24 protein-coding genes are annotated in these 25,739 nt (G+C 67.7%); 16 read left to right on the forward strand and 8 right to left on the reverse strand.

Annotation, left to right across the window (positions count from 1 at the left end):
• The first annotated feature begins 3 nt into the window (after window positions 1-3).
• From asnS to MNR01_RS03125, 9 genes are all read left to right on the forward strand, one after another.
• Entirely contained in the window at window positions 4-1,404 is a 1,401-nt protein-coding gene (gene asnS / locus MNR01_RS03085; RefSeq protein WP_241919518.1) for an asparagine--tRNA ligase, read from the forward strand.
• A 119-nt stretch (window positions 1,405-1,523) separates the two neighbouring features.
• Window positions 1,524-1,829, forward strand: coding sequence for a hypothetical protein (locus tag MNR01_RS03090; RefSeq protein ID WP_241919519.1), 306 nt, complete (start codon window positions 1,524-1,526; stop codon window positions 1,827-1,829).
• The gene (locus MNR01_RS03095; RefSeq protein ID WP_241919520.1) at window positions 1,826-2,128 is read left to right on the forward strand and encodes a hypothetical protein; all 303 of its coding nucleotides are present in this window, start codon (window positions 1,826-1,828) and stop codon (window positions 2,126-2,128) included. The genes MNR01_RS03090 and MNR01_RS03095 overlap by 4 nt, the downstream gene beginning before the upstream one ends.
• Window positions 2,129-2,152: 24 nt before the next feature.
• A complete protein-coding gene (locus MNR01_RS03100) occupies window positions 2,153-2,794 on the forward strand; it encodes an FMN-binding negative transcriptional regulator (RefSeq protein WP_241919521.1) in 642 nt (213 codons plus the stop codon).
• 3 nt (window positions 2,795-2,797) lie between these two features.
• The gene (locus MNR01_RS03105) at window positions 2,798-3,583 is read left to right on the forward strand and encodes an SDR family oxidoreductase (protein WP_241919522.1); all 786 of its coding nucleotides are present in this window, start codon (window positions 2,798-2,800) and stop codon (window positions 3,581-3,583) included.
• Window positions 3,584-3,592: 9 nt separating this feature from the next.
• Window positions 3,593-5,026 (forward strand): aldehyde dehydrogenase, encoded by a 1,434-nt coding sequence (locus MNR01_RS03110; RefSeq protein ID WP_241919523.1) that lies wholly within the window; start codon window positions 3,593-3,595, stop codon window positions 5,024-5,026.
• Window positions 5,023-5,694, forward strand: coding sequence for a carbonate dehydratase (gene can, locus MNR01_RS03115; RefSeq protein ID WP_241919524.1), 672 nt, complete (start codon window positions 5,023-5,025; stop codon window positions 5,692-5,694). Before MNR01_RS03110 ends, can begins: the two co-directional genes overlap by 4 nt.
• On the forward strand, window positions 5,691-6,131 hold the full coding sequence (locus MNR01_RS03120; protein ID WP_241919525.1) for a RidA family protein: 441 nt from the start codon (window positions 5,691-5,693) through the stop codon (window positions 6,129-6,131). The genes can and MNR01_RS03120 overlap by 4 nt, the downstream gene beginning before the upstream one ends.
• Before the next feature lie 8 nt (window positions 6,132-6,139).
• Window positions 6,140-6,670 carry a 3-hydroxyanthranilate 3,4-dioxygenase gene (locus MNR01_RS03125; RefSeq protein ID WP_241919526.1) on the forward strand — a complete coding sequence of 177 codons (531 nt, stop codon included), beginning with the start codon at window positions 6,140-6,142 and terminating at the stop codon, window positions 6,668-6,670.
• Window positions 6,671-6,787: 117 nt separating this feature from the next.
• On the opposite strand, the gene MNR01_RS03130 is transcribed toward MNR01_RS03125, so the two are convergent.
• Window positions 6,788-8,593, reverse strand: a complete 1,806-nt coding sequence (locus tag MNR01_RS03130) for a S8 family peptidase (protein ID WP_241919527.1) — start codon at window positions 8,591-8,593, stop codon at window positions 6,788-6,790.
• 107 nt (window positions 8,594-8,700) lie between these two features.
• On the reverse strand, window positions 8,701-11,106 hold the full coding sequence (locus tag MNR01_RS03135) for a YadA-like family protein (protein ID WP_241919528.1): 2,406 nt from the start codon (window positions 11,104-11,106) through the stop codon (window positions 8,701-8,703).
• 286 nt (window positions 11,107-11,392) lie between these two features.
• Here MNR01_RS03135 and MNR01_RS03140 point away from each other — a divergent pair, with 286 nt between their 5' ends.
• The 6 genes from MNR01_RS03140 to MNR01_RS03165 all read left to right on the forward strand — a co-directional run bounded on the left by MNR01_RS03140 (window position 11,393) and on the right by MNR01_RS03165 (window position 18,704).
• Window positions 11,393-12,403, forward strand: a complete 1,011-nt coding sequence (locus tag MNR01_RS03140; RefSeq protein ID WP_241919529.1) for an amidohydrolase family protein — start codon at window positions 11,393-11,395, stop codon at window positions 12,401-12,403.
• A gap of 118 nt (window positions 12,404-12,521) precedes the next feature.
• Window positions 12,522-13,805 carry a kynureninase gene (kynU, locus tag MNR01_RS03145; RefSeq protein ID WP_256451864.1) on the forward strand — a complete coding sequence of 428 codons (1,284 nt, stop codon included), beginning with the start codon at window positions 12,522-12,524 and terminating at the stop codon, window positions 13,803-13,805.
• Between the two features lie 70 nt (window positions 13,806-13,875).
• Window positions 13,876-15,240, forward strand: coding sequence for an NAD(P)/FAD-dependent oxidoreductase (locus MNR01_RS03150; protein ID WP_241919530.1), 1,365 nt, complete (start codon window positions 13,876-13,878; stop codon window positions 15,238-15,240).
• A 14-nt stretch (window positions 15,241-15,254) separates the two neighbouring features.
• Window positions 15,255-16,697 (forward strand): exodeoxyribonuclease I, encoded by a 1,443-nt coding sequence (sbcB, locus tag MNR01_RS03155; RefSeq protein WP_241919531.1) that lies wholly within the window; start codon window positions 15,255-15,257, stop codon window positions 16,695-16,697.
• Window positions 16,698-16,728: 31 nt separating this feature from the next.
• Entirely contained in the window at window positions 16,729-17,415 is a 687-nt protein-coding gene (locus MNR01_RS03160) for a DUF2461 domain-containing protein (protein ID WP_241919532.1), read from the forward strand.
• Between the two features lie 125 nt (window positions 17,416-17,540).
• The gene (locus MNR01_RS03165; RefSeq protein WP_241919533.1) at window positions 17,541-18,704 is read left to right on the forward strand and encodes an MFS transporter; all 1,164 of its coding nucleotides are present in this window, start codon (window positions 17,541-17,543) and stop codon (window positions 18,702-18,704) included.
• Between the two features lie 225 nt (window positions 18,705-18,929).
• Here MNR01_RS03165 and MNR01_RS03170 read toward each other — a convergent pair whose 3' ends face one another.
• The 4 genes from MNR01_RS03170 to MNR01_RS03185 all read right to left on the reverse strand — a co-directional run bounded on the left by MNR01_RS03170 (window position 18,930) and on the right by MNR01_RS03185 (window position 22,952).
• Window positions 18,930-19,607: a hypothetical protein gene (locus tag MNR01_RS03170; protein ID WP_241919534.1), complete on the reverse strand. Its 678-nt coding sequence runs from the start codon at window positions 19,605-19,607 to the stop codon at window positions 18,930-18,932.
• 133 nt (window positions 19,608-19,740) lie between these two features.
• Complete coding sequence (locus MNR01_RS03175) at window positions 19,741-21,201, reverse strand: TolC family protein (RefSeq protein ID WP_241919535.1); 1,461 nt, start codon at window positions 21,199-21,201, stop codon at window positions 19,741-19,743.
• Window positions 21,202-21,214: 13 nt separating this feature from the next.
• The gene (locus MNR01_RS03180; protein ID WP_241919536.1) at window positions 21,215-22,357 is read right to left on the reverse strand and encodes a hypothetical protein; all 1,143 of its coding nucleotides are present in this window, start codon (window positions 22,355-22,357) and stop codon (window positions 21,215-21,217) included.
• A gap of 31 nt (window positions 22,358-22,388) precedes the next feature.
• Window positions 22,389-22,952: a DUF3302 domain-containing protein gene (locus tag MNR01_RS03185; RefSeq protein WP_241919537.1), complete on the reverse strand. Its 564-nt coding sequence runs from the start codon at window positions 22,950-22,952 to the stop codon at window positions 22,389-22,391.
• A gap of 284 nt (window positions 22,953-23,236) precedes the next feature.
• On the opposite strand from MNR01_RS03185, the gene MNR01_RS03190 reads away from it, so the two are divergent.
• Entirely contained in the window at window positions 23,237-23,788 is a 552-nt protein-coding gene (locus MNR01_RS03190) for a DUF2939 domain-containing protein (protein WP_241919538.1), read from the forward strand.
• A gap of 123 nt (window positions 23,789-23,911) precedes the next feature.
• Here the strand turns inward: MNR01_RS03190 and MNR01_RS03195 are convergent, their stop codons facing one another.
• Together MNR01_RS03195 and MNR01_RS03200 are read right to left on the reverse strand one after the other, a co-directional pair.
• Window positions 23,912-24,817: a 5'-nucleotidase gene (locus MNR01_RS03195; RefSeq protein WP_241919539.1), complete on the reverse strand. Its 906-nt coding sequence runs from the start codon at window positions 24,815-24,817 to the stop codon at window positions 23,912-23,914.
• 123 nt (window positions 24,818-24,940) lie between these two features.
• Complete coding sequence (locus MNR01_RS03200; protein ID WP_241919540.1) at window positions 24,941-25,714, reverse strand: NAD kinase; 774 nt, start codon at window positions 25,712-25,714, stop codon at window positions 24,941-24,943.
• Window positions 25,715-25,739: the final 25 nt, after the last annotated feature.

Here is a 25,739-nt window from a genome sequence, read left to right on the forward strand (position 1 = left end):
GGCATGACGGTGGTCAGCGTCGAACACGCGCTCGCGGGCAGGATCCCGGCGGGTGGTGAAGTCACGGTCCGTGGCTGGGTGCGCACCCGCCGCGACTCCAAGGCCGGGCTCAGCTTCGTCAACGTCAGCGACGGCTCCTGCTTCGCGCCCATCCAGGTGGTCGCCCCGGCCGACCTGTCGAACTACGAATCCGAGGTCAAGCGCCTCACCGCCGGCTGCGCGGTGATCGCCACCGGCACCCTGGTGGCCTCGCAGGGCCAGGGCCAGAGCTTCGAGATCCAGGCCAGTTCGCTGGAAGTGGTCGGCTGGGTCGAAGACCCGGAGACCTACCCGATCCAGCCCAAGGCGCACTCGCTGGAGTTCCTGCGCGAGGTCGCCCACCTGCGTCCGCGCACCAACCTGTTCGGCGCGGTGACGCGTATCCGTGACTGCCTGGCCAAGGCCGTGCACCGGTACTTCCACGAGAACGGCTTCTACTGGATCAGTACTCCTATCGTGACCACGTCCGATGCCGAGGGCGCCGGGCAGATGTTCCGCGTCTCCACGCTGGACGTGGCCAACCTGCCCCGCACCGACAAGGGCGAGGTCGACTTCAGCCGCGACTTCTTCGGCAAGGAAACCTTCCTGACCGTGTCCGGCCAGCTCAACGTCGAGGCCTATGCGCTGGCGCTGAGCAAGGTCTACACCTTTGGCCCGACCTTCCGCGCCGAGAACAGCAACACCACCCGCCACCTGGCCGAGTTCTGGATGGTCGAGCCGGAGATCGCCTTCGCCGACCTGGCCGAAGACGCGCGCGTGGCCGAGGAGTTCCTCAAGTACCTGTTCCGCGCCGTGCTCGACGAGCGTGGCGACGACCTGGCCTTCATCGCCGAGCGCGTGCAGGCCGACGCGATCACCCGCCTGGAAGCCTTCGTCAACGCACCGTTCGAGCGCATCGAGTACACCGATGCGATCACGCTGCTGCAGAAGTCCGGCAAGAAGTTCGAGTTCCCGGTCGAATGGGGCCTGGACCTGCAGACCGAGCACGAGCGCTGGCTGACCGAGGAACACGTCGGCCGCCCGGTGGTGGTGACCAACTACCCCGAGCACATCAAGGCCTTCTACATGCGCCTCAACGACGACGGCAAGACCGTCGCGGCGATGGACGTGCTGGCCCCGGGCATCGGCGAGATCATCGGCGGCAGCCAGCGCGAAGAGCGCCTGGACATGCTCGACGCGCGCATGGCGCAGTTCGGCCTGGATTCGTCGCACTACGGCTGGTACCGCGACTTCCGCCGCTACGGCACGGTGCCGCATGCCGGCTTCGGCCTGGGCTTCGAGCGCCTGGTGGTCTATGTCTGCGGCCTGAGCAACATCCGCGATGCGATCCCGTACCCGCGCGCTCCGGGGCACGCGGAGTTCTGACAACCCTGCCCTTCTCCCGCGAGCGGGAGAAGGTGGCCCGAAGGGCCGGATGAGGCGATCTTGCCCTCACCCCAACCCCTCTCCCGCAAGCGGGAGAGGGGCTACGAAAACGGAATGACATGATCCTGTTCCTGGCCCTGCTCTTCGTCGCCGTCGCCATCGCCGGCTTCTGCGCGTTCGTGATCTTCTGGCCGCTGTCGCTGGTGCACATCCGCGACCGCCACCCGCAGCTGCAGGCGCAGCTCGGCGAAGGTGCTTTCGCCCGCCCCTCGGCCTGGGGCTGGCTGCTGCGTCGCGGCTACCTGTCGGTGGCCGATCGCAATCTCAATGGCCTGGCCACTCCGGCGCGGATCTCGCTGCTGACGATCATCGCCGGCCTGGTCTGCGCTGCCCTCCTCTGGCTGCTTTCGGTGGTGATCGGATGAGCTACATCGACCAATGGTGGCTGGCCACGATCGGCCGCACCCTGATCTGGGCACGCCTTCGCGTGCTCGATGCGGGCACGGCCGAAGTGCTCGACAGCGACGGCGTCAGCCAGCCCTACGACAGCGAGGACACGGCCCGCGCCGCGCTGATGGATGCCGAGTTCGTCGCCCTCGACGGACTCGATGAGGACGACGCGCGCACGCGCGGCTTCGCCCTCGACGAACTGGCACCACCCAGTGCCGACGACGACGAGATGCTGCGCGCGCAGATGGTGCGGCAGCTTCCTTCGCGGCGCTGACCTGGCCGTCGCACCGGAGAACGCATGTACCTGCCACGCGCCTTCGCTGAAACCGACCTGCAGGCGCTCGACTGGCTGGCCCAGCGCGACCGCTTCATCACGCTTGTCACCGTGCACGATGGTGAACCGACCGTCAGCCACCTGCCGGTGCTGTACCGGCGCGAGGGCGATCGCGTCGAGTTGATTGGCCACTGGGCCAGGCCCAACCCGCAGGCGCGTCACGCCGGACCGGCGCTGGCGATCTTCCATGGCCCGCATGCCTACGTCTCGCCTTCCTGGTATCCGGACAAGGAGGAGGAAGCGCGGGTGCCGACCTGGAACTACGCCATGGCCCACCTGCGCGGCCAACTGACCACGTTCAACGATGAAGCCTCGCTGGCGATGCTCGTCGACGGTCTCAGCCGCGAGCACGAGGCCAGCGTTGGCCAGGAGTGGCGCTTCGAGTTTGAGCGCGACGACCACCGCAGCCAGCTGCGCGGAATCATCGGCTTCCGCTTCGTCGCCGGGCAGATCACGCTGAAGTTCAAGCTCAGCCAGAACCACCCGCTGGCCAATCGCGAATCGGTGACCGCTCACCTCGCGACCAGCACGCGCGAAGGAGGCCGCGAAATCGCGGCGCTGATGCGCGACCGCATGAACGAACGCATCGAACCCAAGGGAGACTGAGACATGGATCTGGACCTGAGCGGCAAGCATGCCCTCGTCTGCGGTGCGAGCCAGGGCATCGGCCTGTCGACGGCCAAGGCACTGGCCGAACTGGGCGCCAACGTCACCCTGCTGGCGCGACGCGAGGAACGGCTGCGCGAGGCCGCAGACCAGTTGCCTGCCAAGCCTGGGCAGGCGCATGGCTGGATCGCCGTCGACAGCGCCGACACCAACACCCTGCGCGCCAAGGTCGAGGCACTCGTGGCCGCACAGCCAGTGCACATCCTGGTCAACAACAGCGGTGGTCCACCGCCGGGGCCGGTGCACGGCGCCGACATCGCCGCATTCGAAGCGGCGTACCGCCAGCACCTCATCGCCAACCACGTGCTCGCCGAGGCGGTGATCCCGGGCATGGAACGCGATGGCTACGGCCGCATCGTCAATGTCATCTCGACGTCGGTGAAGGAACCGCTGCAGGGGCTGGGAGTGTCGAACACCACCCGCTGGGCGGTCGCGTCCTGGGCCAAGACCCTGGCGACCGAAGTGGCCGCCAAGGGCATCACCGTCAACAACGTCCTGCCCGGCTCGACCGAAACGCCGCGCATCGAGCAGATCATCGACAACACCGCCAACAAGACCGGACGCAGCCGCGAGGAGGTGTTCGAGAAGATGGTGTCGGAGATCCCGATGCGGCGTTTTGCCCGGCCGCAGGAGACGGCGGCGGCGATTGCGTTCCTGTGCTCGCCGGCGGCGTCGTATATCACCGGGGTGAACCTGCCGGTGGATGGTGGCCGGACGCGGTCGCTGTAAGCTAGCCACATGCGCCTTTGCCACTTCATCGCCGGCCAATCCCGCGAGCCCGCATCGGGCCGCTGGCTCGAAGTCATCGACCCGTCCAACGGCAAACCCTTCGCCGAAGTCGCCCAGGGCGACGCGGCGGACGTCGACGCCGCGATCTCCGCGGCCGAGGCCGCCTTCCCCACCTGGTCGGCCCTGCCCAACAGCGAGCGCGCGCGCTGGCTGGAGAAGCTGGCCGACGCACTGGAAGCCAACCTCGACGATTTCGCCCACGCCGAATCGCGTGACGGCGGCAAACCCATCGGCCTGGCACGCGAAGCGGAGATTCCGCGCGCGATCAGCAACCTGCGCTTCTTCGCCCACGCCGCGACCCAGTTCGCCAGCGAGTCGCACCACGGCCAGGCCGGGCTGAACTACACGCTGCGTCAGCCGCTCGGCGTGGTGGCCACGATTTCGCCGTGGAACCTGCCGCTGTACCTGTTCACCTGGAAGATCGCGCCGGCGCTCGCTGCCGGCAACACGGTCGTTGCCAAGCCGTCGGAGGTGACACCGCTGACGGCGACCATGCTCGGCGAACTGGCCGCACAGATCGGCTTCCCCAAGGGCGTGCTCAACATCGTGCATGGCCTGGGTCCGGAGGTCGGCGAACCGATGGTGGTCGATCCGCGCATCAAGGCGGTGTCGTTCACCGGCAGCACCGCGGTCGGTCGACGCATCGCCGGCATGGCCGGTCCGCTGCTGAAGAAGGTCTCGCTGGAGCTCGGCGGCAAGAACCCGACCCTGGTGTTCGCCGACAGCGACTGGCGTGACCACCTCGATACCCTGGTGCGCTCTGCCTTCCAGAACTCCGGGCAGATCTGCCTGTGCGGTTCGCGCATGCTGGTGGAGCGAAGCATCTACCGCGAGTTCCGCGACACCCTGGTCGAACGCGCCACCGGCCTGCGTGTCGGCGATCCGATGGACGGCGACAACCAGCTCGGTCCGCTGGTGTCGCAGGCACACTTCGACAAGGTCATGGCGGCACTGCAGCGCGCCCGCGATGAAGGCGGCCAGGTCCTGTGCGGCGGCAATGCACTCGAACGCCCGGGCTGGTTCGTCGCGCCGACCGTCATCGATGGCCTCGGCCCGGACTGCGCCAGCAACCGCGAGGAGATCTTCGGCCCGGTCGTGACCCTGCAACCGTTCGACAACGACGCCGTGGCACTCGCCCTGGCCAACGCCGGCGACTACGGTCTCGCCGCCTCGGTCTGGACCCGCGACCTCAACCGTGCCCACCATTTCGCCGCGCACCTGCGCGCCGGCATGGTCTGGGTCAACACGTGGCTGCAACGCGACCTGCGCACGCCGTTCGGCGGCAGTGGCGCCTCCGGCATGGGCCGTGAGGGCGGGTTCGAGGCCATGCGTTTCTTCACCGACGCCAAGAACGTCGGACTGAACCTGGGATGGAAGCAATGAGCACAAGCCCCCTCGCCGACCTGCTGGAACGAAACCGCGAGTGGTCCGAACGGATCAACCGCGAGGACCCCGAGTTCTTCGCCCGCCTGTCCAAGCAGCAGGCGCCCGAGTACCTGTGGATCGGCTGCTCCGATTCGCGCGTACCGGCCAACCAGATCATCGACATGGCGCCGGGCGAGGTCTTCGTCCACCGCAACATCGCCAATGTCGTGGTGCATACCGACCTCAACTGCCTGTCGGTGATCCAGTTCGCGGTCGACGTGCTCAAGGTCAAGCGGATCCTCGTCGTCGGCCACTACGGCTGCGGTGGCGTGCATTCGGCGCTGCACGGCAAGCGCGTGGGACTGGCCGACAACTGGCTGCGCCATGTCACCGACGTCGCCGACAAGCATTGCGACTGCATCGCCCACGCCGACGAGAGCGAGCGCCACGACCGCCTGTGCGAGCTCAACGTGATCGAGCAGGTGCAGAACGTCTGCCTGACGACGATCGTCCGCGACGCCTGGACGCGCGGCCAGGAACTGTCGGTGCACGGCTGGGTCTACAGCCTGCGCAACGGCCTGGTCCATGACATGGCGATGAACGTCGACAGCTTCGAAGCCCTCGACGGCCTGTACAAGGCCGCCGTCGCGCAGGTCAACGCCTACAGGGGAGACTCGCCGCGATGAGCGATGCGATCCGTGCCTCTGCCGCGCCGCGACCGGTAGGCTCGTACCCGCATGCGCGCCGCGTCGGCGATCTGTTGTTCCTGTCGGGCATCGGTCCGCGCGACCCGGCAAGCAATGCCATCGTCGGCAACGTCCACGACGCCGACGGACACCTGATCAGTTACGACATCGACGCGCAGACACGTGCGGTGTTCGCCAACGTCCACACCGTGCTCGAGGCCAGTGGCGCGCGCTGGGAGGACCTGGTCGACGTCACCGTCTACCTGACCGACATGGCGCACGACTTCAAGGCCTACAACGCGGTCTGGGCCGAGTACTTTCCGGACATCGACACGGCGCCGTGCCGGACCACGCTGGGCATCACTGCGCTGCCGACGCCGATCGCGATCGAACTCAAGTGCGTCGCCGCCTTCCCCGCCAAGCCCGCGGGAGAGTGAGAGAACCCATGCTGCCCAACCCCATCAACCTCCAGGCCTGGATCGAGGAACACCGCCACCTGCTCAAGCCGCCGGTCGGCAACAAGGTGGTCTTCCTCGGTGACTTCATCGTGATGGTCGTCGGCGGCCCCAACCAGCGCACCGACTACCACTGGGATGAAGGCGCGGAGTGGTTCTACCAGCTCGAGGGCGAGATGGTGCTGCGCATCCAGGAGGACGGCGCGGTCCGCGACATCCCGATCCGCGCCGGCGAGACCTTCCTGCTGCCGCCGCGCGTGCCGCACTCGCCCCAGCGCATGCCCGACTCGGTCGGCCTGGTAATCGAGCGCCGCCGCCTGCCGCACGAGCTCGACGGGCTGATGTGGTTCTGCGAGCAGTGCAACCACAAGCTCTACGAAGAGTTCTTCCAGTTGAAGAACATCGAGACCGACTTTCCGCCGGTGTTCGATCATTTCTACTCGTCGCGTGAGCACCGCACCTGCAAGCAGTGCGGACACCTCAACCCGGCTCCGGCCAAGTACGTCATGCCCGACACCTGAGCCTGTGTCCGTCGGGTGCCTGCGACCAGCGGTGGAGCTGGCATCGGTGGAGCGGGATGCGAGAGGCGGGTATGCACCCGCCTCTCTTGCCGTGTCGCAGGGTGCAGTGGGAGTTGCTTACTGGTACACGCCCAGGACCGAGACGCCGGAGAACGCCTGCTCGCCGAGGACGCGCACGTAGTACGTGCCCGCCTGCGGATACGTGAAGACGACCGTCTCGGCGTTGCCGAACTTGGCCGACTTTCGCTCGAACGCGGCGGTGGTCGGCACGATGTCCCGCGAAACGTACAGGCTCACGTCGCCGACGCCGCCGAAGGTGCGCAGGTTCAAGGTCTGCACGCCCGCCGGCACGGTGATCTCGTACAACAGGCCTTCGCCCACCCCTCCGAGCTGGTTGCCGACCGCGACGCGATTGGCCAGCAACGTGGTCAGGTCGACCGGCACCGGCTGCGAACTGGCAGCAACGGCAGCGCTTGCGTCGACGATGCCGGCGCCCATCAGCTTGTTGCTCGGTGGTGCCACCGCGAACGGCCGCGCGGTCTTGCGCAACACATAGCGCACCTGCGCCGGGGCCAGGGCCGGTTGCCCGCCGCCAACCGCGGCGGCCTGCATCAGTGCGACCACGGCAGCGACGTGCGGCGACGCCATCGACGTGCCGACCATGCCGACCAGCCCTTCACCGTCGGCACCGGCGATTGGGGTCGTGGCTCCCTTGTTGCCGAGCGACCAGATCACGCCAAAGTCCGGGGCGATGCCGTTGTTTTCGCCACCCGGGGCGGACACGGTCACGGTGGGACCGAAGTTGGAGTACGACGCGCGGGCGCCGGTCTTGCCGGTGGCCCCAACCGCAATCACGCCCGCGCAGTTGGCCGGACTGTAGTTGACGGTATCGGCGTTGCTGTTGCCGGCGGCGACCACCACCGTCGCGCCACGCGAGACCGCGCCATCGATCGCCAGTTGTTCGACCTGCGAGCAAGCGCCCAGACCGCCCAGGCTGAGGTTCAGCACTTCGGCCGGATCGTCGTTGACCGGCACGCCGTCGACGCTGCCGCCCGAGGCCCAGGTGATCGCGTCGGCGATGTCGGACTCCCAGCCACCGCCCGTGCCGAGCACGCGGATCGGCTGGACCCGGGCGTCGAACGCAACTCCGGCCAGGCCCAGGCCGTTGTTGGTGACCGCCGCGATGGTGCCGGCCACGTGGGTGCCGTGCCACGAGCTCGTCGGCCGGCTCGGCGGATTGAAATCGCCGGGATCATGCGCGTCGGCATCCCGGCCGTCGCCGTCGCCGGCGGTGGCCAGATCATCGATGAAGTCATAGCCCGGCACGATGTTGGCGTTGAGGTCGCTGTGGTCGACGTAGCCGGTGTCGAGCACCGCCACCTTGACGCCGGCGCCACGTGAGCTGTCCCACGCCTTTGGCGCGCGGATGCCGCCAACATTGTCGAAGTAATGCCATTGCAGGTTGTAGCTGGTGTCGTTCGGCGTGAAGTCCAGCGCCTGCAGCCGGTGGTCCGGCTGGGCGAACTTCACCGCCGGATCCGCACGCAGCTGGGCCAGCAGCACATTGGCCTCGGCAGGGTCGAGCACGCGCGACAGCTTGATCACGTCAGCGCCGCCGGACATCCTGCGCAGGTGCTTGATGCCCATCGTGGCTCCATTGGCACCGCGGACACCGGCGCGGGAGACCGCACTGGTCATTGCACTCAGCGCCGCCAGCTGGCCGCGCGGCGCGGCGGCGCCGTCCTTGTATTTGACGATGAAACGGTCATGGCCAGTCTCGACCGTCGGAGCGGCCGGCTGCATGGCGATGGTACGGCTGGTGGTTGCGGTGGCGGCGCTGACGCCGCCGATGCTGGCCGCCATCGCGGTCATGATGGCGGCGCCGAGGACGCTTGCACCGATGGTGCGGACTTGGTTGCTCATGTAATGCCCCAGTGACGTGAAGTGTGCGGAGGGCGCCGTGACCATAGGGTCGGCATGCGACGCCCCGCCGCTTGCGATCGGATCGTTGAATCGTTGGAAGTACTTGCTTACAGATCGATGCCGAGGCCGACACCCGCCGACTGGTCGTCGTCGCTGAAAGCACCGCCGACCGAGAACGAGGCGCGCTCGCCGACGGACTTCGAGTAGCCGACCGACAGCGCGCTCTCGCCGTTCTGCCAGCCGGCGCCGACTGCGACGCGACCGCGCGGGCTGCGGCTGTTGGCTGCGTTGATTGCCATGCTCATCATGGCGCTGCTCATCGCGCCCTGACGGTCGATGCGCTCGTCCTGCTTGCCAAGGCGCAGGCCGATTTCATCGCGCAGTCCGCTGAACTGATCGTCGAGCGCCTGCAGGCGGCCCTCGGTGTAGGCGTTGGCGCGCGTCAGCGTCTGCGTCGCGGTGGTGTCGGTGTAGGTATTGGCCGAAGCCAGCGCGGCTTCGTCACCGGCCTGCATCTGCTGCACGTTGGCAGCATCGGTCGCGGCGGTACCCGCGGCGACGTTGACCACGCGACGCTCGTTGCCGGCGCTGCCTACCGAAACCGTGCTGGCCTGATCGGCCACCGAGCCCTGGCCCAGTGCCACCGCACCTTGCGCCGTTGCCGACGCGCCCTGGCCCAGCGCCGTACCCGACGCGGCCGTGACGTTGCTGTCGGCACCGACCGCAACCGAGTTGGTGGCTGCCGCGTCGATGGTGCTGTTGTTGCCAACCGCGGTGCTGCCGTCGGCGTCGACCACGGCGCCGTTGCCGTAGGCGGTGTCGCCCAGGTCGGCCGCATGGCTGCCTTCACCGATCGCAAGGCCGTCACCGGTGCCGACCGGCCGACCCGGAGTCTGCTCGAGACCGGACACGCGGCTGGTCAGGCGGGTCAGCGCACCGTCGACGGCGGCGAACGCGTCACCGACGCTGCCGAAGCTGCTGCCATCGATGACATACGACGGCGTCCAGAACTGGCCGTTGCCGCCGCCCAGCAGGGCAGCGAGGGACGACAGCTGCCCGTAGTTGACCGCGTCCATCGCGGCAGTGCCGGCCTTGACGTTGCCGATGACCGTGCCTTCGCCGCCACCCAGGGTGATCGCGTCCTTGGTGCCGGCGTCGTCGTACTTCACCGCTTCGGCGACCAGCTGGCCGACATCACCGCCGACGCCGGCGATCGCGGCATCGAGCTGGCCGACGTTGACTGCATCGGTGGATTCGCTGCCGGCGGCGACGCCGGTGATCTGGCGGGTCAATCCGGAGACCGAGTTGCCGATCGCGACACTACCCAGACGGTTGGTCTGCGAGCCCGTGCCCAGTGCCACCGAGCCTTCGTGGATGCTGCGCGCCCCGGCGCCCAGCGCCACCGAACCCTTGTACTGGCCAAAGGCCTTGGTACCCATCGCGATGGCGTTCTCGCTCCACACGGTCGATGCACCGATGGCGACGGCGTTCTTGGCGTTCGGGTCGGTGTACGCGCCCGCGCCGAAGGCGGCCGAGTTCTGGCCCCAGGCCTGGGTCAAGCGCGGGGCGCCGAACAGGCTGGGATGCGCCGCGCCGCCGACGGCGACCGAGCTGACGCCCGCAGCGTTGCTCGACTCGCCGATGGCCACCGCAAAGTTGCCGGTCGCCAGGCTGCTCGAACCGATGGCGATGGCGCGGTTGGCGGAGGACGTCGCCCGGTATCCCAGCGCCATGCTGCCATACCCGCCCGAGGCAACGCTGTTGACACCCATCGCGATGTCGTAGTCACCGGTCGAGGTGGACAGCGCGCCAACCGCGGTGCCCAGGTAGCCGTTCGAGATCGAATCGGCACCGAGCGCGGTGCTGCCGAAGTTGTTGGCTTGAGAGCCGCCGCCGATCGCCGTGGCGGCCGAATCCAGTGCCTGGCTCTGGAAGCCGAGCGCGGTACTGAAGTCGCCCAGTGCACTGGTGCTTGTGCCCACTGAAGTCGAGCCCGTTCCGAGCGCGAAGCTGCTGCCGCCGAATGCGCTGGCGTGATCGCCCATCGCGACGCTCTGGAAGCCGAACGCACTGGTCTCGATGCCCGTTGCCGCGCTCAATGCGCCTGCGGCGACCGCGTTCTCGCCGGTGGCAATGGTCATGTCGCTGCCGTCGCCCATGCCCGCGGCGGCGAAGTAGTCGCTGGCATCGGCAAGGCTGCTGGCGACCGCTTCCGGCTGTGCTGCGCTGACGGCTTCCGTCGCACCGTTACCGGCGGCGGATGCCCTGCCGGCGGCCGCGGCGTCGGCGCCGCAGGCGACTGCATCGGCAGCAGTGGACACGCGGACCGGGATGCCTGTGGCATCGACACAGAGCGACTGGGCACCGGCGAACGCCGGGGCCAGCCCCAGCGCAAGCGCAACGGCACTGGCCAGACGCGCCGCACGCGGGCGTCCAACAAAGGGATACAGGCTCATCTTCTTCATCTCCATTGGCGCAATGGCGCCGTAGCCGCGCAGGATGTACGCGTGCAAAAAGTGGTTGAGTGGTCATGCGGCCTGGATCCCCCCCAGGGACGCACGACTGCAGCCTATTGCGCGCAGTCCGGCATGGATTTGACTGCCGGTTCCATCGTTTGCCTGTTCGTCCCCGGCAAGCCCGCCGCAGCTGGCAGGGCACCCCTGCATGCCCATACGGCTTGTCGGGTATTGTATGGAGGCACCTGAAAAGCCCCGGGCAAACAGGAGGGAAGATGCGGGTGAAATCCATTGCTTCGCCGTCTGCTGACACCGAAACCACTGCCAAGGCTCCTGGAAGTTCATGCTGAAGATCGACACCCACGCCCACTACCTGCCGCGCGACTGGCCCAACCTGGCGCGCAAGTACGGCGACGACCGCTTCCCGGTGATCCACCACACCGAGGACGGGCGTCATCGCATCTACAAGGACGGCAAGTTCTTCCGCGAGATCTGGTCCAAGACCTGGGATCCGCAGGAGCGCATCGACGACTACGCCCGCTTCGGCGTGCAGGTGCAGGTGATCAGCACCGTGCCGGTGATGTTCAGCTACTGGGCCAAGCCGCACCACGCGCTGGAGCTGCACCAGGCGCTCAACGAGCACATGGCCCAGGCCTGCCGCGACTACCCGCGCCACTACGCCGGCATCGGCACGGTGCCGCTGCAGTCGCCGCGCCTTGCCATCCAGGAACTTGAACGCTGCATGGACCAGCTCGGTCTGCAGGGCGTGCAGATCGGCAGCCATATCAACGACTGGAACCTCGACGCGCCGGAGCTGTTCGACTTCTTCCAGGCCGCCGGTGAGCTCGGCGCGGCGATCCTGGTGCACCCATGGGACATGATGGGAGCGTCGACGATGCCCAAGTACTGGCTGCCCTGGCTGGTCGGCATGCCCGCCGAGCAATCGCGCGCGGCCTGCTGCCTGGTATTCGGCGGCGTGCTCGAGCGCATCCCCAACCTCAAGGTCTGCATGGCCCACGGCGGCGGCAGCTTTCCGTACACGATTGGGCGCATCGAGCATGGCTTCAACATGCGACCCGACCTGGTCGCGACCGACAACCCGCGCAACCCGCGCGAATACCTGAATCAGCTCTTCTTCGATTCCTGGGTCGCCGATCCGCGTGCGCTGCGCTACCTGCTCGACACCTGCGGCGTCGACCGGGTGATGCTCGGCACCGACTACCCGTTCCCGCTCGGCGAGCAGGAGCCCGGTGCGGGCATTGCCGCACTGGAGCTGTCGGAGGCCGAACAGGCGCGGCTCTACCACGGCACGGCGCTGGAATGGCTGGGGCTGTCGAAGGCGCGCTTCGTGTGAAACCAACGCAATGCGACGTAGCCCGGGTAAGCGCAGCGCACCCGGGTGACCGACGCCGAATCCCCGGGGACGGCCTGCGGCCTTACCCGGGCTACGTACTCTCGAAGGTTGTACAACATTGAACACTCCGCAAGACCTCTACACCGACGCATACGCCAACGCCCTCGACGCTGCCGACCCGCTGCGCGCGATGCGCGAGCAGTTCCTGATCCCGCAGCACGACGGCGCCGACCAGGCCTACTTCGTCGGCAACTCGCTGGGCCTGCAGCCGCGCGGTGCGCGCCGCCATGTCGAGGAAGTGCTCGACAAGTGGGCAGCCGAGGCCGTCGAAGGCCATTTCACCGGCGATGCGCAGTGGATGGCCTACCACCAGCTGGTGCGCGAATCGCTGGCCCGCCTGGTGGGCGCAAAGCCCATCGAAGTGGTCGCGATGAACACGCTGACCGTCAATCTGCACCTGATGATGGTCAGCTTCTACCGGCCCACGCGCGAGCGTCCGGCGATCCTGATCGAGGCAGGCGCGTTTCCCTCCGACCGTCATGCGGTCGCCTCGCAGATCGGTTTCCACGGCTTCGATCCGGCCACCGACCTGATCGAGCTGGAAGCAGACGAAGCCGACGGCACCATTTCGATGGCTGCGATCGAACGCGCCATCGCCGAACACGGTTCGCGCCTGGCGCTGGTGCTGTGGCCGGGCGTGCAGTACCGCACCGGCCAGGCATTCGACCTGCCGGCGATCGCACGCATGGCGCATGCGCAGGGTGCGGTCTGCGGCTTCGACCTGGCGCATGGCGTGGGCAACCTCGAGCTGGCGCTGCACGACAGCGGCGTCGATTTCGCCGTCTGGTGCCACTACAAGTACCTCAACAGCGGTCCCGGCGCAGTTGCCGGTTGTTTCGTCCACGAGCGCCACGCCAGCAGCGATCGCCCGCGTTTCGCCGGCTGGTGGGGACACGAGGCCGACACCCGCTTCCGCATGGGTCCGCAGTTCGTGCCCACGCCCGGCGCCGAAGGCTGGCAGCTGAGCAACCCGCCGATCCTCGGCCTGGCACCGCTGCGGGCATCGCTGGAGCTGTACGACCAGGCCGGCATGCCGGCACTGCGCGCCAAGTCACTGCAGATCACCGGCTACCTGGAGTCGCTGATCCGGTTGCGCCTGGCCGACACGCTGCAGGTGGTCACGCCGTCGCAGCCGGAGCGCCGTGGCTGCCAGCTGTCGCTGCGCGTGGTCGGAGGCCGTGAGCGCGGCCGCGCCCTGTTCGAGTACCTGGCCCGCAAGGGCGTGCTCGGCGACTGGCGCGAGCCCGACGTGATCCGCATCTCGCCCGCCCCGCTCTACAACCGCTATGCCGATGTGCTGCGGTTCGTGCGGACCGCCGAAGCATGGCGCGACCAGGCCTGAGCCACGACCTTCATCGAGCCCTCTTCCGCATACGGAAGAAGGAACTGCAGCACCCGCACAGGTGACCCGTTTGAGCAACGACACTTCCAAGCACATCACCCTGATCGGAGCCGGACTCGCCGGTGCCGTGCTCGCCACGCTGCTGGTGCAGCGCGGCTGGAGCGTGGACGTGTTCGAAAAGCGCGGCGACCCGCGCCTGAAGGGCTACCAGGGCGGCCGCTCGATCAACCTCGCCCTGGCCGAACGCGGACGCCACGCCCTGCGCCTGGCCGGCGCCGACGACGCGGTGATGCAGCACGCGGTGATGATGCGCGGACGCATGGTCCACTTCCTCGACGGCCGCACCGACCTGCAACGCTACGGTCGCGACGACAGCGAGGTGATCTGGTCGGTGCACCGCGGCGAGCTCAACGTGATCCTGCTCGACATCGCCGAACGCGCCGGCGCCCGCCTGCATTTCGACCGCGGCCTGTCGTCGGTCGACTTCGATGCACGCATTGCCCGCTTCGCCGATCCGCGCGACGGCAGCACGCACGACGTCCCGTTCGTCTCGCTGGTGGGCGCCGACGGCGCCGGCTCGGCGCTGCGCGCGGCCATGGGGACGAAAGACGAGCTGGGCGAGCGCACCGAGTTCCTCGGCCACTCCTACAAGGAGCTGGAGATTCCGCCCACCGCCGACGGCGGCTTCAGCATCGAGCCGAACGCATTGCACATCTGGCCCCGCGGTCGCTACATGTGCATCGCCCTGCCCAACGACGAGCAGACCTTCACGGTCACGCTGTTCCTGCCCAACGAGGGCGATCCCAGCTTCGCCACCGTTCGCGACGGCGCCGGTGCACGCGCGCTGTTCGAGCGCGATTTCGCCGACGCCCTGGCGTTGATCCCCAATCTGGAACAGGACTTCGAGCGCAATCCAGCCGGCCTGCTGGCGACGCTTTACCTCGACCGCTGGCACATGGACGACCGTGCAGTGCTGGTCGGCGACGCCGCCCATGCCATGGTGCCGTTCCATGGCCAGGGCATGAACTGCGCGTTCGAGGATTGCGTTGCCCTCGCCGAGCACCTGGACGCGACATCCGACCGTGCTGCCGCGTTCGCCGCCTTCCAGGCCGAGCGGCTGCCCAACGCCCGCGCGATCCAGGCGATGGCGCTGGAGAATTACCTGGAGATGCGCGACCGCGTCGACGATGACGACTACCTGCTGCAGCGCGCCCTCGAGCGCGCGCTGGCGGAACGCCATCCCGACCGGTTCATGCCGCGCTATTCCATGGTCACTTTCCAGCGCATGCCCTACGCCACCGCCTTCGAGCGCGGGCGCGTGCAGCGCGAACTGCTGGTGGAGCTGACCCGCGGCCACCGCTCACTGGACACGCTCGACTGGGATGCCGTCGACGCCACGGTTCGCGAGCGGCTCGACGTGCTCCCGGTTTCCTGAGTCCGCGCCCGGCCATGCCTGCCAGCTTCCTCTTCTACGACCTGGAAACCTTCGGTTCCGATCCGCGCACCTCGCGCATCGCGCAGTTTGCGGCGATCCGCACCGACGCCGAGCTCAACCAGATCGAAGAGCCCATCAGCATCTTCGTCAAGCCGGCGGACGACCTGCTGCCCTCGCCGGGGGCGACGATGGTCACCGGCATCACGCCGCAGCACGCCATGCAGCACGGCGTGAACGAAGCCGCCGCTTTCGCCCAGATTTTCGAGGAGATGGCGCGCCCGGAGACCTGCAGCCTCGGCTACAACTCGCTGCGCTTCGACGACGAATTCGTCCGCTACGGGTTCTTCCGCAACTTCTTCGACGCCTATGAGCGCGAGTGGCGTGGCGGCAACTCGCGCTGGGACCTGCTCGACGTGTTGCGCCTTGCCCACGCCCTGCGTCCCGAAGGCCTGGTGTGGCCCAAGCGCGAGGACGGCGCCACCTCGTTCCGCCTGGAGCACCTGGCCGAAGCCAACGGTGTCCGCGAGGGCGATGCGCACGAGGCACTGTCGGACGTGCGCGCCCTGATCGGCCTGGCGCGCAAGTTCAAGTCCGCGCAGCCGCGCCTGTGGGACTACGCGCTGCGGCTGCGCGACAAGCGCTATGCGGCAAGCCTGATGGACGTGGTCGCGATGACCCCGCTGCTGAATGTCTCGCAACGATTCCCGGCCAGTCGCCTGTGTTCAGCGGCCGTGCTGCCGATTGCGCGCCACCCGCACATCGACAGCCGGGTGATCGTGTTCGACCTTGCACAGGATCCCGAGGCGCTGCTGCAACTCGATGCCGAGGCGATCGCCGCGCGTCTGTACACGCGCTCGGCCGACCTGGCCGAAGGCGAGGAGCGGATCGCGCTGAAGGAAGTGCACAGCAATCGCAGTCCCGCCCTGGTGGCCTGGGATCACCTGCGTGCGCCGGACTTCGAGCGCCTTCTCATCGACCCGGCCGAAGTGGAGCGTCGCGCGGCGCGCATCCGCGAGGCGGGCCCGGCGCTGGTGGAGAAGGTCCGCCAGGTGTTTGCACGCGAGCGCGAGAAGGTCGCATCGGACCTGGATGCCTCGCTCTACGACGGATTCATCGGCGACGGTGACAAGCGCCTGTTCGCGCAGGTGCGCACGACTCCGCCAGAGGCGCTGGGCGAACGCGAGTTCGGCTTCCGCGATGCGCGCCTGCCCGGCATCCTGTTCCGCTACCGCGCGCGCAACTGGCCGCAGACCCTCTCGGCCGACGAGCGCCTGCGTTGGGACGAGTACCGGCGCCAGCGCCTCTACAGCGAAGCCGGGCTGGCCGAGTACGGCTTCGACCGCTTCGGCACCGAGATCGCGCAGTTGCGTGCCGCCCACGCCGACGCCCCCGACAAGCTGGCCCTGCTCGATCGCCTCGAAGACTGGGCCGGCGAGATCGCGGCCAGCCTGAACTGAGTTTGGACTCCCCCATGTTTGAACATCCGCCATGAGCCAGTACTTCAGCGACGCCAGCTTCAAGTTCCTGCGCGGCCTTGCGCGCAACAACGACCGCGAATGGTTCCATGCGCACAAGGGCGACTACGACAGCCACGTGCGCGAGCCGTTCCAGCACCTGCTGACCGACCTGCAGCCGGTCCTGGCCGGCGTCAGCGCGCACTACCGGTCCGAGCCCAAGGGCGTAGGCGGCTCGCTGTTCCGCATCCACCGCGACACCCGTTTCGCCAACGACAAGACGCCCTACAAGAACTGGCAGGGTGCGCGCCTGTTCCACGAGCGCGGCCGCCAGGTCGAGGCACCGTCGTTCTACCTGCACCTGCAACCTGGCAACTGCTTCATCGCCGCGGGCATCTGGCACCCGCAGCCGGACAGCCTGCGCCGTGTCCGCCATTTCATCCTCGACAATCCAGGCAGCTGGAAGGTCGCCGCACACGCGGCGAAGTTCCGTCGCCGCTTCGACTTTGACGACAGTGAAGTCCTCACCCGCATGCCGCGCGGTTTTCCCGACGACTTCGAATTCGCCGAAGACCTCAAGCGCAAGAACTTCGTCGCACTGCGCGCCATCGACGACGCCACGATGACCGGGCCGCGCCTGCTCAAGACGCTGGAGACCGACCTGCAGGGACTGGCACCGTTCACCGACTACCTGTGCGCGGCGCTGGACCTGGAGTTCTGATCTGGAGTCCTGATCTGGAGTCCTGATCGCCTGCCCGAAGCGGCCCGGATGACGGCATCGTCGCCGCGACGGCGCGGCAACGCATAATCCGCCCTCGCCCCCCAACCTCGCCCGGTCTGCCGCCCTTGTCCCCCGCCGATTTCCGCCGCCATGCGCTGTTCTACCTGGGGTACTACGGCGCGCTGGGGGCCTATACGCCCTACATCGGCCGCTGGGTGGCGGCCAACGGCCATGGCGGCTACGTCGTCGGGGCCATGCTGGCGCTGTGGTACGGCGGACGCATCGTCGCCCCGCCCACCTGGGCGCGCATGAGCGCACGCAGTCCCAACCCGGGGCATTGGCTGGTAGCCGGCTGCGTTCTGTCCCTGCTCGGATTCTCCGCCTTCGCCGGTTTCGATTCCGGGGTGATGCTGTTCGTGACCATGGCCTGGTTCGGCATCTTCTTCAACGCGGTGATGCCGCAGTTCGAAGCAATGACGCTGTCGGCGCTGGGACAACGCAATCACGATTACGGTCGCATCCGCATGTGGGGTTCGATCGGCTTCCTCGTGGTCGCCGGCAGCTATGGCTGGCTGCTCGATCGCCTCGGCAACGATGCCTTCGTCTGGCTGACCTTGCCGTGGTTGCTGCTGACGGTGGCCGCCTCGTGGCTGCATCGCGATGACCACCCGATTCCCGCGGCCGCGGCCAGCGCCGAACCCAGGCAGGCGCTGTGGCGCCGCCCAGGCGCGCGGCGACTGTTGCTGGTGGCGATGCTCATGCAACTTGGATTCGGTCCGTTCTACGTGTTCTTCACCCTGCACCTGCAGGCAAACGGACACAACGGTTTCGCCGTCGGCCTGCTGTGGGCGATCGGCGTGCTGTGCGAGATCGTGATGTTCTGGCAGGCACCGCGCCTGGTGCAGCGCTTTGGTGCGCAGCGACTGATGGCTGCGTGCCTCATCGCCACCGCTGTGCGCTGGACGATGATCGCACTGCTGGGAAGCTCGTTCGCATGGATGGCACTGGCGCAGACGGGCCATGCCCTCAGCTTTGCCGCCTTCCACGCCGGCTGCATGCGACGCATGGCCGAACTGTTTCCCGAGCGACGCGACATGGCCGCTGCGCAAGGCATGCTGTATGGCTTCAGTGGCGGCATCGGCGGTGTCGCCGGCGCTGCCGTTGCTGCAGTTGCCTGGCAGAACGGCGGTGGTCAGCTCGCTTTCCTGCTCGGTGCCGCCATCGCAGTGGTTGCCCTGCTGGTGCATGTCGTTCCTGCACGCGCATTTGGTACGCAAACAACAACCTGATCTGCACGCGCAATGCGTTGCCGTGACATTGCATGTGATTGATGCGCTGCGGTTTGACGCTTGCACACGCGTGCGTGCGCTTTCACCCCCGATGCGTCCAGGGAAGGACGGCGCAGGCACGCTTTGACACGCGGCCCTGGGCACGCGCGGCGAAGTTCTGACCTGACCTGCTGACCTTGCAGTTGCCCGGTTGCGGCCATCGCAGCCGGGTTTTCGGCACCCGCGTCAGCCACCGAGCGCGATGGCCAGGGCGACCAGCGCCGCACCGCCCACCAGGAAACACAGCCCGACCAGCCAAGGCTTGCCCATCGTGTAGCGCGACCAGGCATGGCCGGTCGCGAACAGCAGCACCAGCAGCACCGCGTTGGATGCCCGCAACGCCAGTCGCGCATCGTCGATCAGCAGGAACGGCACGGCGGCTGGCACGCTGCTAAGAACCACCAGCCAGAAACTGGTGAAGGCGCCGAGCAGGTCGGCCTTGTCCAGCGCCACCACGCCGTCCTGTCTCGATCGCAGGTGAGAGGCGATGCGCGCGTACAGCGACTGCCGGTCGACAGCCGGCATCACGTCGCCGAGCAGTTCATCGAGTTCACCGGCCACCACCGCACACGCGGCGGAGTCGTCGGTCGCGGCACGGATGGCCTGCGCGAGGCGGCGCTTGCGTCCGCGGTCGAACAGCACACCCACCAGGTACATCGCCGCATCGATGATGCCCCAGGCGAGGTTGCAGCCTATGAGCGCGATCAGCAGTTCGCGCGCTCCTTCGCGCCCCTCGTCCTCGATGATGATCCCGGCGCCCAGGGTGAAGGTCAGCGTCATGATCAGGCCAAACAGCACTTCGGCCAGGCTCGTGGCCGGGTCGAGGTATCGGTCCATCAGGGAGGAACGGCGCTTGGTACCCATTGCACGCATCCATGGTGGAAGGTGGCGGTCGACCTCACAGCGGCAGGACGCGGTGCGGCAGCGCGATCGCCTGCTGTGCACCGCAGGCCCTTATACCAGCATCGCGATCAGCCCGATGTAGCTGCGGCGGCGCTCACTGGCCGGTGGCAGCGGCGGGCCCGCCCGGCTGCAAAGGGACGCCGAAATCGCCGCCGAGCGCGAGGTGCAGGTTGGCGCGCTGGGCACGCCGTTCCGTGGCGACCCGCATCAGGGCGATCCTTGCCGCATCCAGCGCCAGTTCGCGATCGAGCACCTCGTAACGGTCTACCTTGCCGATGCGCAGCTGGACATTGGCTGCATCGAGCACCTGCTGCAGCGCCTCGACCTGGCTGGTCAGCGAACGCTCCCGCTGCTGCAGCAGCGCATCTGCAGCCATTGCACTCTCGACTTCGCCGAAAGCCGTGAGGATGGTGCGCGCATAGTCGGCGGCCGCTTCGCGCTGCTGTTCGTCGCGAATCCCGACCTGGGTCTTCAACCGCCCGGCGTCGAACAGCGGCCACAGGAGCTTGCCCCCCAGCGGATAGACGCTCGAACCCAGGCCGTCCTTGAACTGCAGGTACTCCGACGTCAGGTGGCCGGCGCCCAGGTTGAGCGCGATTCGCGGCAATCGCGCGGCCCTGGCTTCCTCGTGGTTGAAGAACGCCTGTTCGTAGCGCTTGCGCGCCGCCAGCAGGTCGGGGCGACGCGCGATCACGTCCGAGGGCACGCCGACCGGAATGGGATCGAGCTTGCCTGGAAGCGTGGACGGAACGGCAATCGATGCCGACGGGTAGCGCCCTACCAGCAGCTCGAGCGTGCGCAGTGCCTGCTGTCTGCCCTGCTCTGTCTGGAACGCCGCCTCCGTGAAGGTCTGCGCCTGTGCGCGTGCCGCGGCCACGTCCTGGCCGGAGACCTTGCCAATGCGCTCACGGCGCGCCATCAGCTCGACCTGCGCGTTCGCGCCGTCACGGATCCGCGTCGCCAGCTCGGACTGCCGTGTCGCCTCGACGGCCAGCAACCAGGCCCGTGCCGTCATTGCCGCAAGCGACTGCCGGGCGTAGGCGAAATCGGCCTCCGCCGAGCGGTAGGCGGCTTCGCCGGCCTTCTTTTCGGCGCGTGCCCGGCCCCACAGGTCCAGCTCCCAGTTGAGCACCACGCCATAACCGTTGATGTCGAGCCCGTTGGCTGGCTGCAGCGAGTTGGCGTACTTGCCACCGAGAGTGACGGTGGGTTGCAGGTCAGCGCCCGCCAGGCGCATCTGCAGGCGCGCCTGTTCGAGGCGGCTGGCCGCCACGCGAAGGTCCGGGTTGTGGGCCACGGCCTCGTCGATCAGCGCCTGCAGCTGCTCGTCGGCATCGCCGAGCCATTGCGGACGGAAGGCGTTTGTGGCGGCCACGGCGCTCCATTCGGCCGGCACAGCCATCGCGCCCAGCGCCTGCTCATGGATGCTGGCGTCGTCGGGCGCGGTCAGGTTTGCGCAGCCAGCCGCGCCGACAAACAGCGCCATCACCAGCAGTTCGCGGCCGCGATGGATGAGGTCGTTGGCGCGGTCGTGGACGCGGTCGTGGCTGGCCATCGTCGTGCCCACGTCAATGCAGCTTCAAGATCAGGTAGTTCGTCACCGAGTTGACCCTGAGGATTACCTTCCTGATCAAGTGGATGGGCTTTGCGTGCGGCGTGTAAATCGCGCCATTGCCGCGTGCGCCCATGGCCAGGACGTTGTTTTCGGGATCGGTGATGCGCACCTTGACCGCGTATTTCTGTGGCGGAACGGCACGATCGGTCTCGGCCGGCAGGTTTGGCAACACGCCCGATGCCTGGAACTGGCCCTGCCCGGTAGCCCACACGATGGAATCGACCTCACCCTTGATGATCTTGCCAGGCAGCGTCGCCAACGCGATCTCCACCTCATCGCCGCGCTCTACCCGGGTCAACTCGTTCTGGTTATAGAACGCGACCACCTGCTGCTCGACTTCCACGAAGGTCATCACCGGCCGGAACGGCAGCGCCGCGGCATAGGAGCCGGCGCGCACCTGCAGGTTGATCGCGTAGCCGTCGGCAGGCGCATAGACAATCGTCTGTGACAGCTCCCACCTGGCCTGTTCAAGCCTGGCGCGAGTCACGGCCACCGACGACTGCTCATCGCCGACGATCGAATCCAGTTCGGTCTGGACCTTTGCCTCGGCCGCCATTGCGGCGTGGTAAGCCGCCTCCAGGCGCCTGGCATCGGCGTCGTAGGATTCGACGTCGTAGTGTGCGCCGGCGCCCTCGGACGACAGCTGCCGGGACTGATTGAGGCGAGTGCGCGCCAGATCGAGCTGAGCCAGCGCCGAGCGGGTGTTGTTGCGGGCCGCGCGCAGGTCCTGGTCCAGCTGCGCGGCCGAAGATTCGGCGCCGACCAGGCTCGCCTCCAGCTCTTTCACTTTCAGTTCGAACGGTTCCGGGTCGATCTTCAGGATCGGTGTGCCCTTGCGATAGAGGTGATTGCCTTCGATCGGCACCTCGACGACACGGCCGGTGACGCGTGGCACCACTTCGACCGCGTAGTTCAGTACGCGCACGTCGCTTGAAGACGGTGCGACCACGTTGAGCAGGAGAATGGTGACGGCCATGCCGGCCAGTGCAACCACCACCACCGCGACCTGGGAATAGATATTCCACGGCAGCAGCTTGAACTTGATGAAGACCAGCCAGACAACCAGGCTGTACGTCGCGAGTATCAGGATTTCCAAGGCGTTCCCAGTTCTGTTCGGTGAAGGCGCGTCAGGTATCGGCTGCGAACTGCGCAGCGCCGCGTTCGGCCATGGCGTCCAGGCGTTCCTGCAGGGCAGCGACCTGCTCGCGCAGCACGACCAGTTCTTCATCGGCAGGCGCTTCATCGACAGCGCCGTCGAAATGCGGGTCCGGCACGGCTTCGCGCGCTGTCACGGCCGGAGCCGTGGCGGGACCGGTGCCGGCGTCGGGGGGTTCCAGCCGGAAGCGCAATGGCTTCATGTAGGCCCACAGCATCGCCAGCGGCCACAGCAGGCCGCCAAACACCAGCGACAACAGGCTCAGGACCTGGATTGCCTCCTTCTGCGGATGGTCGCGCGCCTGGGCCACGCGTTCGGGCCAGACATGCACGGTCCAGAACACGGCCAGTCCCAGTAGCGGAGCGACCACGATCACCACCCAGACCATCACGTCGGCGATCTTGTCCTCCATGCCGCCGGACGCCATCGCCTGTCCGGCCTGGAGCGTGAGGACCAGGGACAGCAGGCGGGGGATCGCGCGCGAACGCCTTCGCGCTTCATTTCTGCAGGGCACTTCGGGGCGTGTTGCCTTCACGCAGAATCCTCCATGGATGGCGGTTGCTTGCAGCGGACGGCGGTTAGCCGCAGGGGGGCCGGCAGCCGCTGCTGCTCGAGCCGGCGCCACGCGTCACCGGAATCACACCGGCCCGCCGCCTTGGGGCAGAAAATTGACAGCTGGCGCAAGCCAGCACAATGAGAAACGTCTCATTCGTCCTGCAAAAAACACGCACCGATGCATTGCAACGGCCTTCATCGCCTCGGGTGAATGCGCGGTTATCCTGTGCGCTTCGCACCGGGAGTGGTCGCATGAAGAAGTGGTTGGCGCTGGCGCTGCTTGCCCTCCTTGCCCTGCTGGGCTGGATCGCTGCGGGCCCGTTCATGACGATCAATGCGATCCGCGAGGCAATCCAGGCGCAGGACAGCGCAGGATTGTCGCGGCATGTCGATTTTCCGCTGCTGCGTCAAAACCTGCGCGCGCAGGTGGAGGACGCATTGGCTCGGCGCATGGGTCCGGACATGCTCGACAGTCCGCTCGGCGGCGTGGCAATGGGGCTGGCCAACCAGGCCGCCGGCGGCATGGTCGACGCGGTCGCAACACCGGCCGGCATCGGCGCCATCCTCGAAGGTCGCGGATTGCTGCATCGCATTGGCGGCGGCGGCATCGACCCGAACGATGCCTACGCACACCGGCCGCCGCCCGATCCGCTGCACGATGCCCGCTACCGTTTCGAGTCGCCGTCGCGTTTCACCGCCACGGTGCGGACCGCCGACGGCGCGCCGGTCGTGATCGTCCTGCTACGTCAGGGATTGCACTGGAAACTCGCCGATATACGGATGTCATCGGCGCCCCCATCGGGACGAACCGACTGACTAACGGTCGGCATTCCACTTCCGGGATTCACCCTGTCCTAACCTGCTGCGGCTCACCGTCCCGCCCGGACGCAGGACGCACAGGGTGTAGCCGCGGAGCCCGCGCCGTCCGGCAGGTCGCCGTCAGCGATTGGCAATGCCGTGGGGCACGTGCCCCGCGGCAACGTGACCGCGCGCGGAGACGATGTTGTGCTCGGAGTCGTCGAAGAAGATATCGGCGCCGAACGCTTCCAGGAACGGGCCCTTGGCGCGGCCTCCCAGGAACAGCGCTTCATCGAGGCGGATGCCCCATTCGCGCAGCGTGCGGATCACGCGTTCATGCGCGGGCACCGAGCGCGCAGTGACCAGGGCGGTACGGATCGGTGCGTTCTGACCGGTCGGGAACGCCTCCTGCAACCGGTGCAGGGCATCGAGGAAGCCACGGAACGGTCCACCCGAGAGCGGCTCTCCGGCGTGGTTGCGCTCATGTTCGGCGAACGCGGCCAGGCCGCCCTCGCGCGAGACCCGCTCGCCTTCGTCATCGAAGATCACCGCATCGCCGTCGAAGGCGATGCGCAGCTGGTCACGGCGCTGCTGCGGCGCGCGTGACGGCAGCAGCGTCGCCGCAGCGACGCCGGCGACCAGCGCATTGCGCACGTCCTCGGCATTGGCCGACAGGAACAGATCGGCGCCAAACGGCCGGATGTACGGAAACGGCGGCGCGCCGTTGCTGAAGGCCGCGCGCTTGATGGCGAGGCCATGGTGGGCGATCGAGTTGAAGATGCGCAGGCCGCTGTCGGCCGAATTGCGCGAGATCAGGATCACCTCGACCCGCGGTGCCTCCGCCGGCGCACCTTCGTTGAGCGCGAGCAGCTTGCGCACCAGCGGGAAGGCGACGCCCGGTGTCAGCAGGTCGTCCTCATGGGCACGCTGGAAGTCGGCATAGGCATCGATGCCCTCGCGCTCGAACAGCGCATGGCTGTCTTCCATGTCGAACAGCGTGCGCGAGGAAATCGCGACTATCAGGGGATCGGCGTCACGGTCGGGCATGGCGGGCATTATGCCGCACGCCAGTCTCGCCCACTGCGACGCCCGCCAGGTAGCCCGGGTAAGCGAAGCGCACCCGGGATCGCGCGCGCCCCTGGTGCGCTTCGCTTACCCGGGCTACGTTGGCTAGCCGCTGGTGAACTGCTCGGCCAGCATCCGTTCTTCCAGGTTGTGCTCCGGGTCGAACAGCAGGGTGACGGTGCGGTCGTGCGACTCGCGGATGGTCACCTCGACGACGTCGCGGACCTCGTGCGAGTCGGCGGTGGCGCTGACCGGGCGCTTGTAGGGGTCCAGGACGCGGAAGCAGACCTCGGTGTCGGCCTTGAGCACCGCGCCACGCCAACGGCGCGGCCGGAACGCGGCGATCGGGGTCAGCGCGACGACATTCGCACCCAACGGCAGGATCGGCCCGTGCGCGGAGAAGTTGTACGCCGTGCTGCCGGCCGAGGTCGCCACCAGCACGCCGTCGCAGATCAACTCGTCCAGACGGGTCTCGCCGTTGAGGTCGATGCGCAGGTGTGCGGCCTGGCGTGTCTGGCGCAGCAGTGACACCTCGTTGTACGCCAGGGAGCCGACGGTCGCACCGGACTCTGTCTGCGCGACCATTTCCAGGGGGCGCAGCACCGCCGGCTCGGCCGCGTGCAGCCGGCCCATCAGGCCGTCGCCGCCGTGGTGGTTCATCAGGAAGCCGACCGTGCCCAGCTTCATGCCATAGACGGGCCGCCCAAGGCTGCCATGGCGGTGCAGCGTCGAGAGCATGAAGCCATCGCCGCCGAGCGCGACGATCACGTCGGCGTCGCCAGGTTCGTGCTGGCCGTGTCGTGCAACCAGTTCGGCCAGTGCGCGTTGTGCTTCGTCGGCGGTACTGGCCAGGAAGGCGATGCGTGGCGTCGCGGTCATCGGCGGCTCCGGGTGGATGGGATCA

The sequence above is a fragment of the Lysobacter sp. S4-A87 genome, assembly GCF_022637455.1.
In the GTDB taxonomy this organism is placed as follows: Bacteria; Pseudomonadota; Gammaproteobacteria; order Xanthomonadales; family Xanthomonadaceae; genus Lysobacter_J.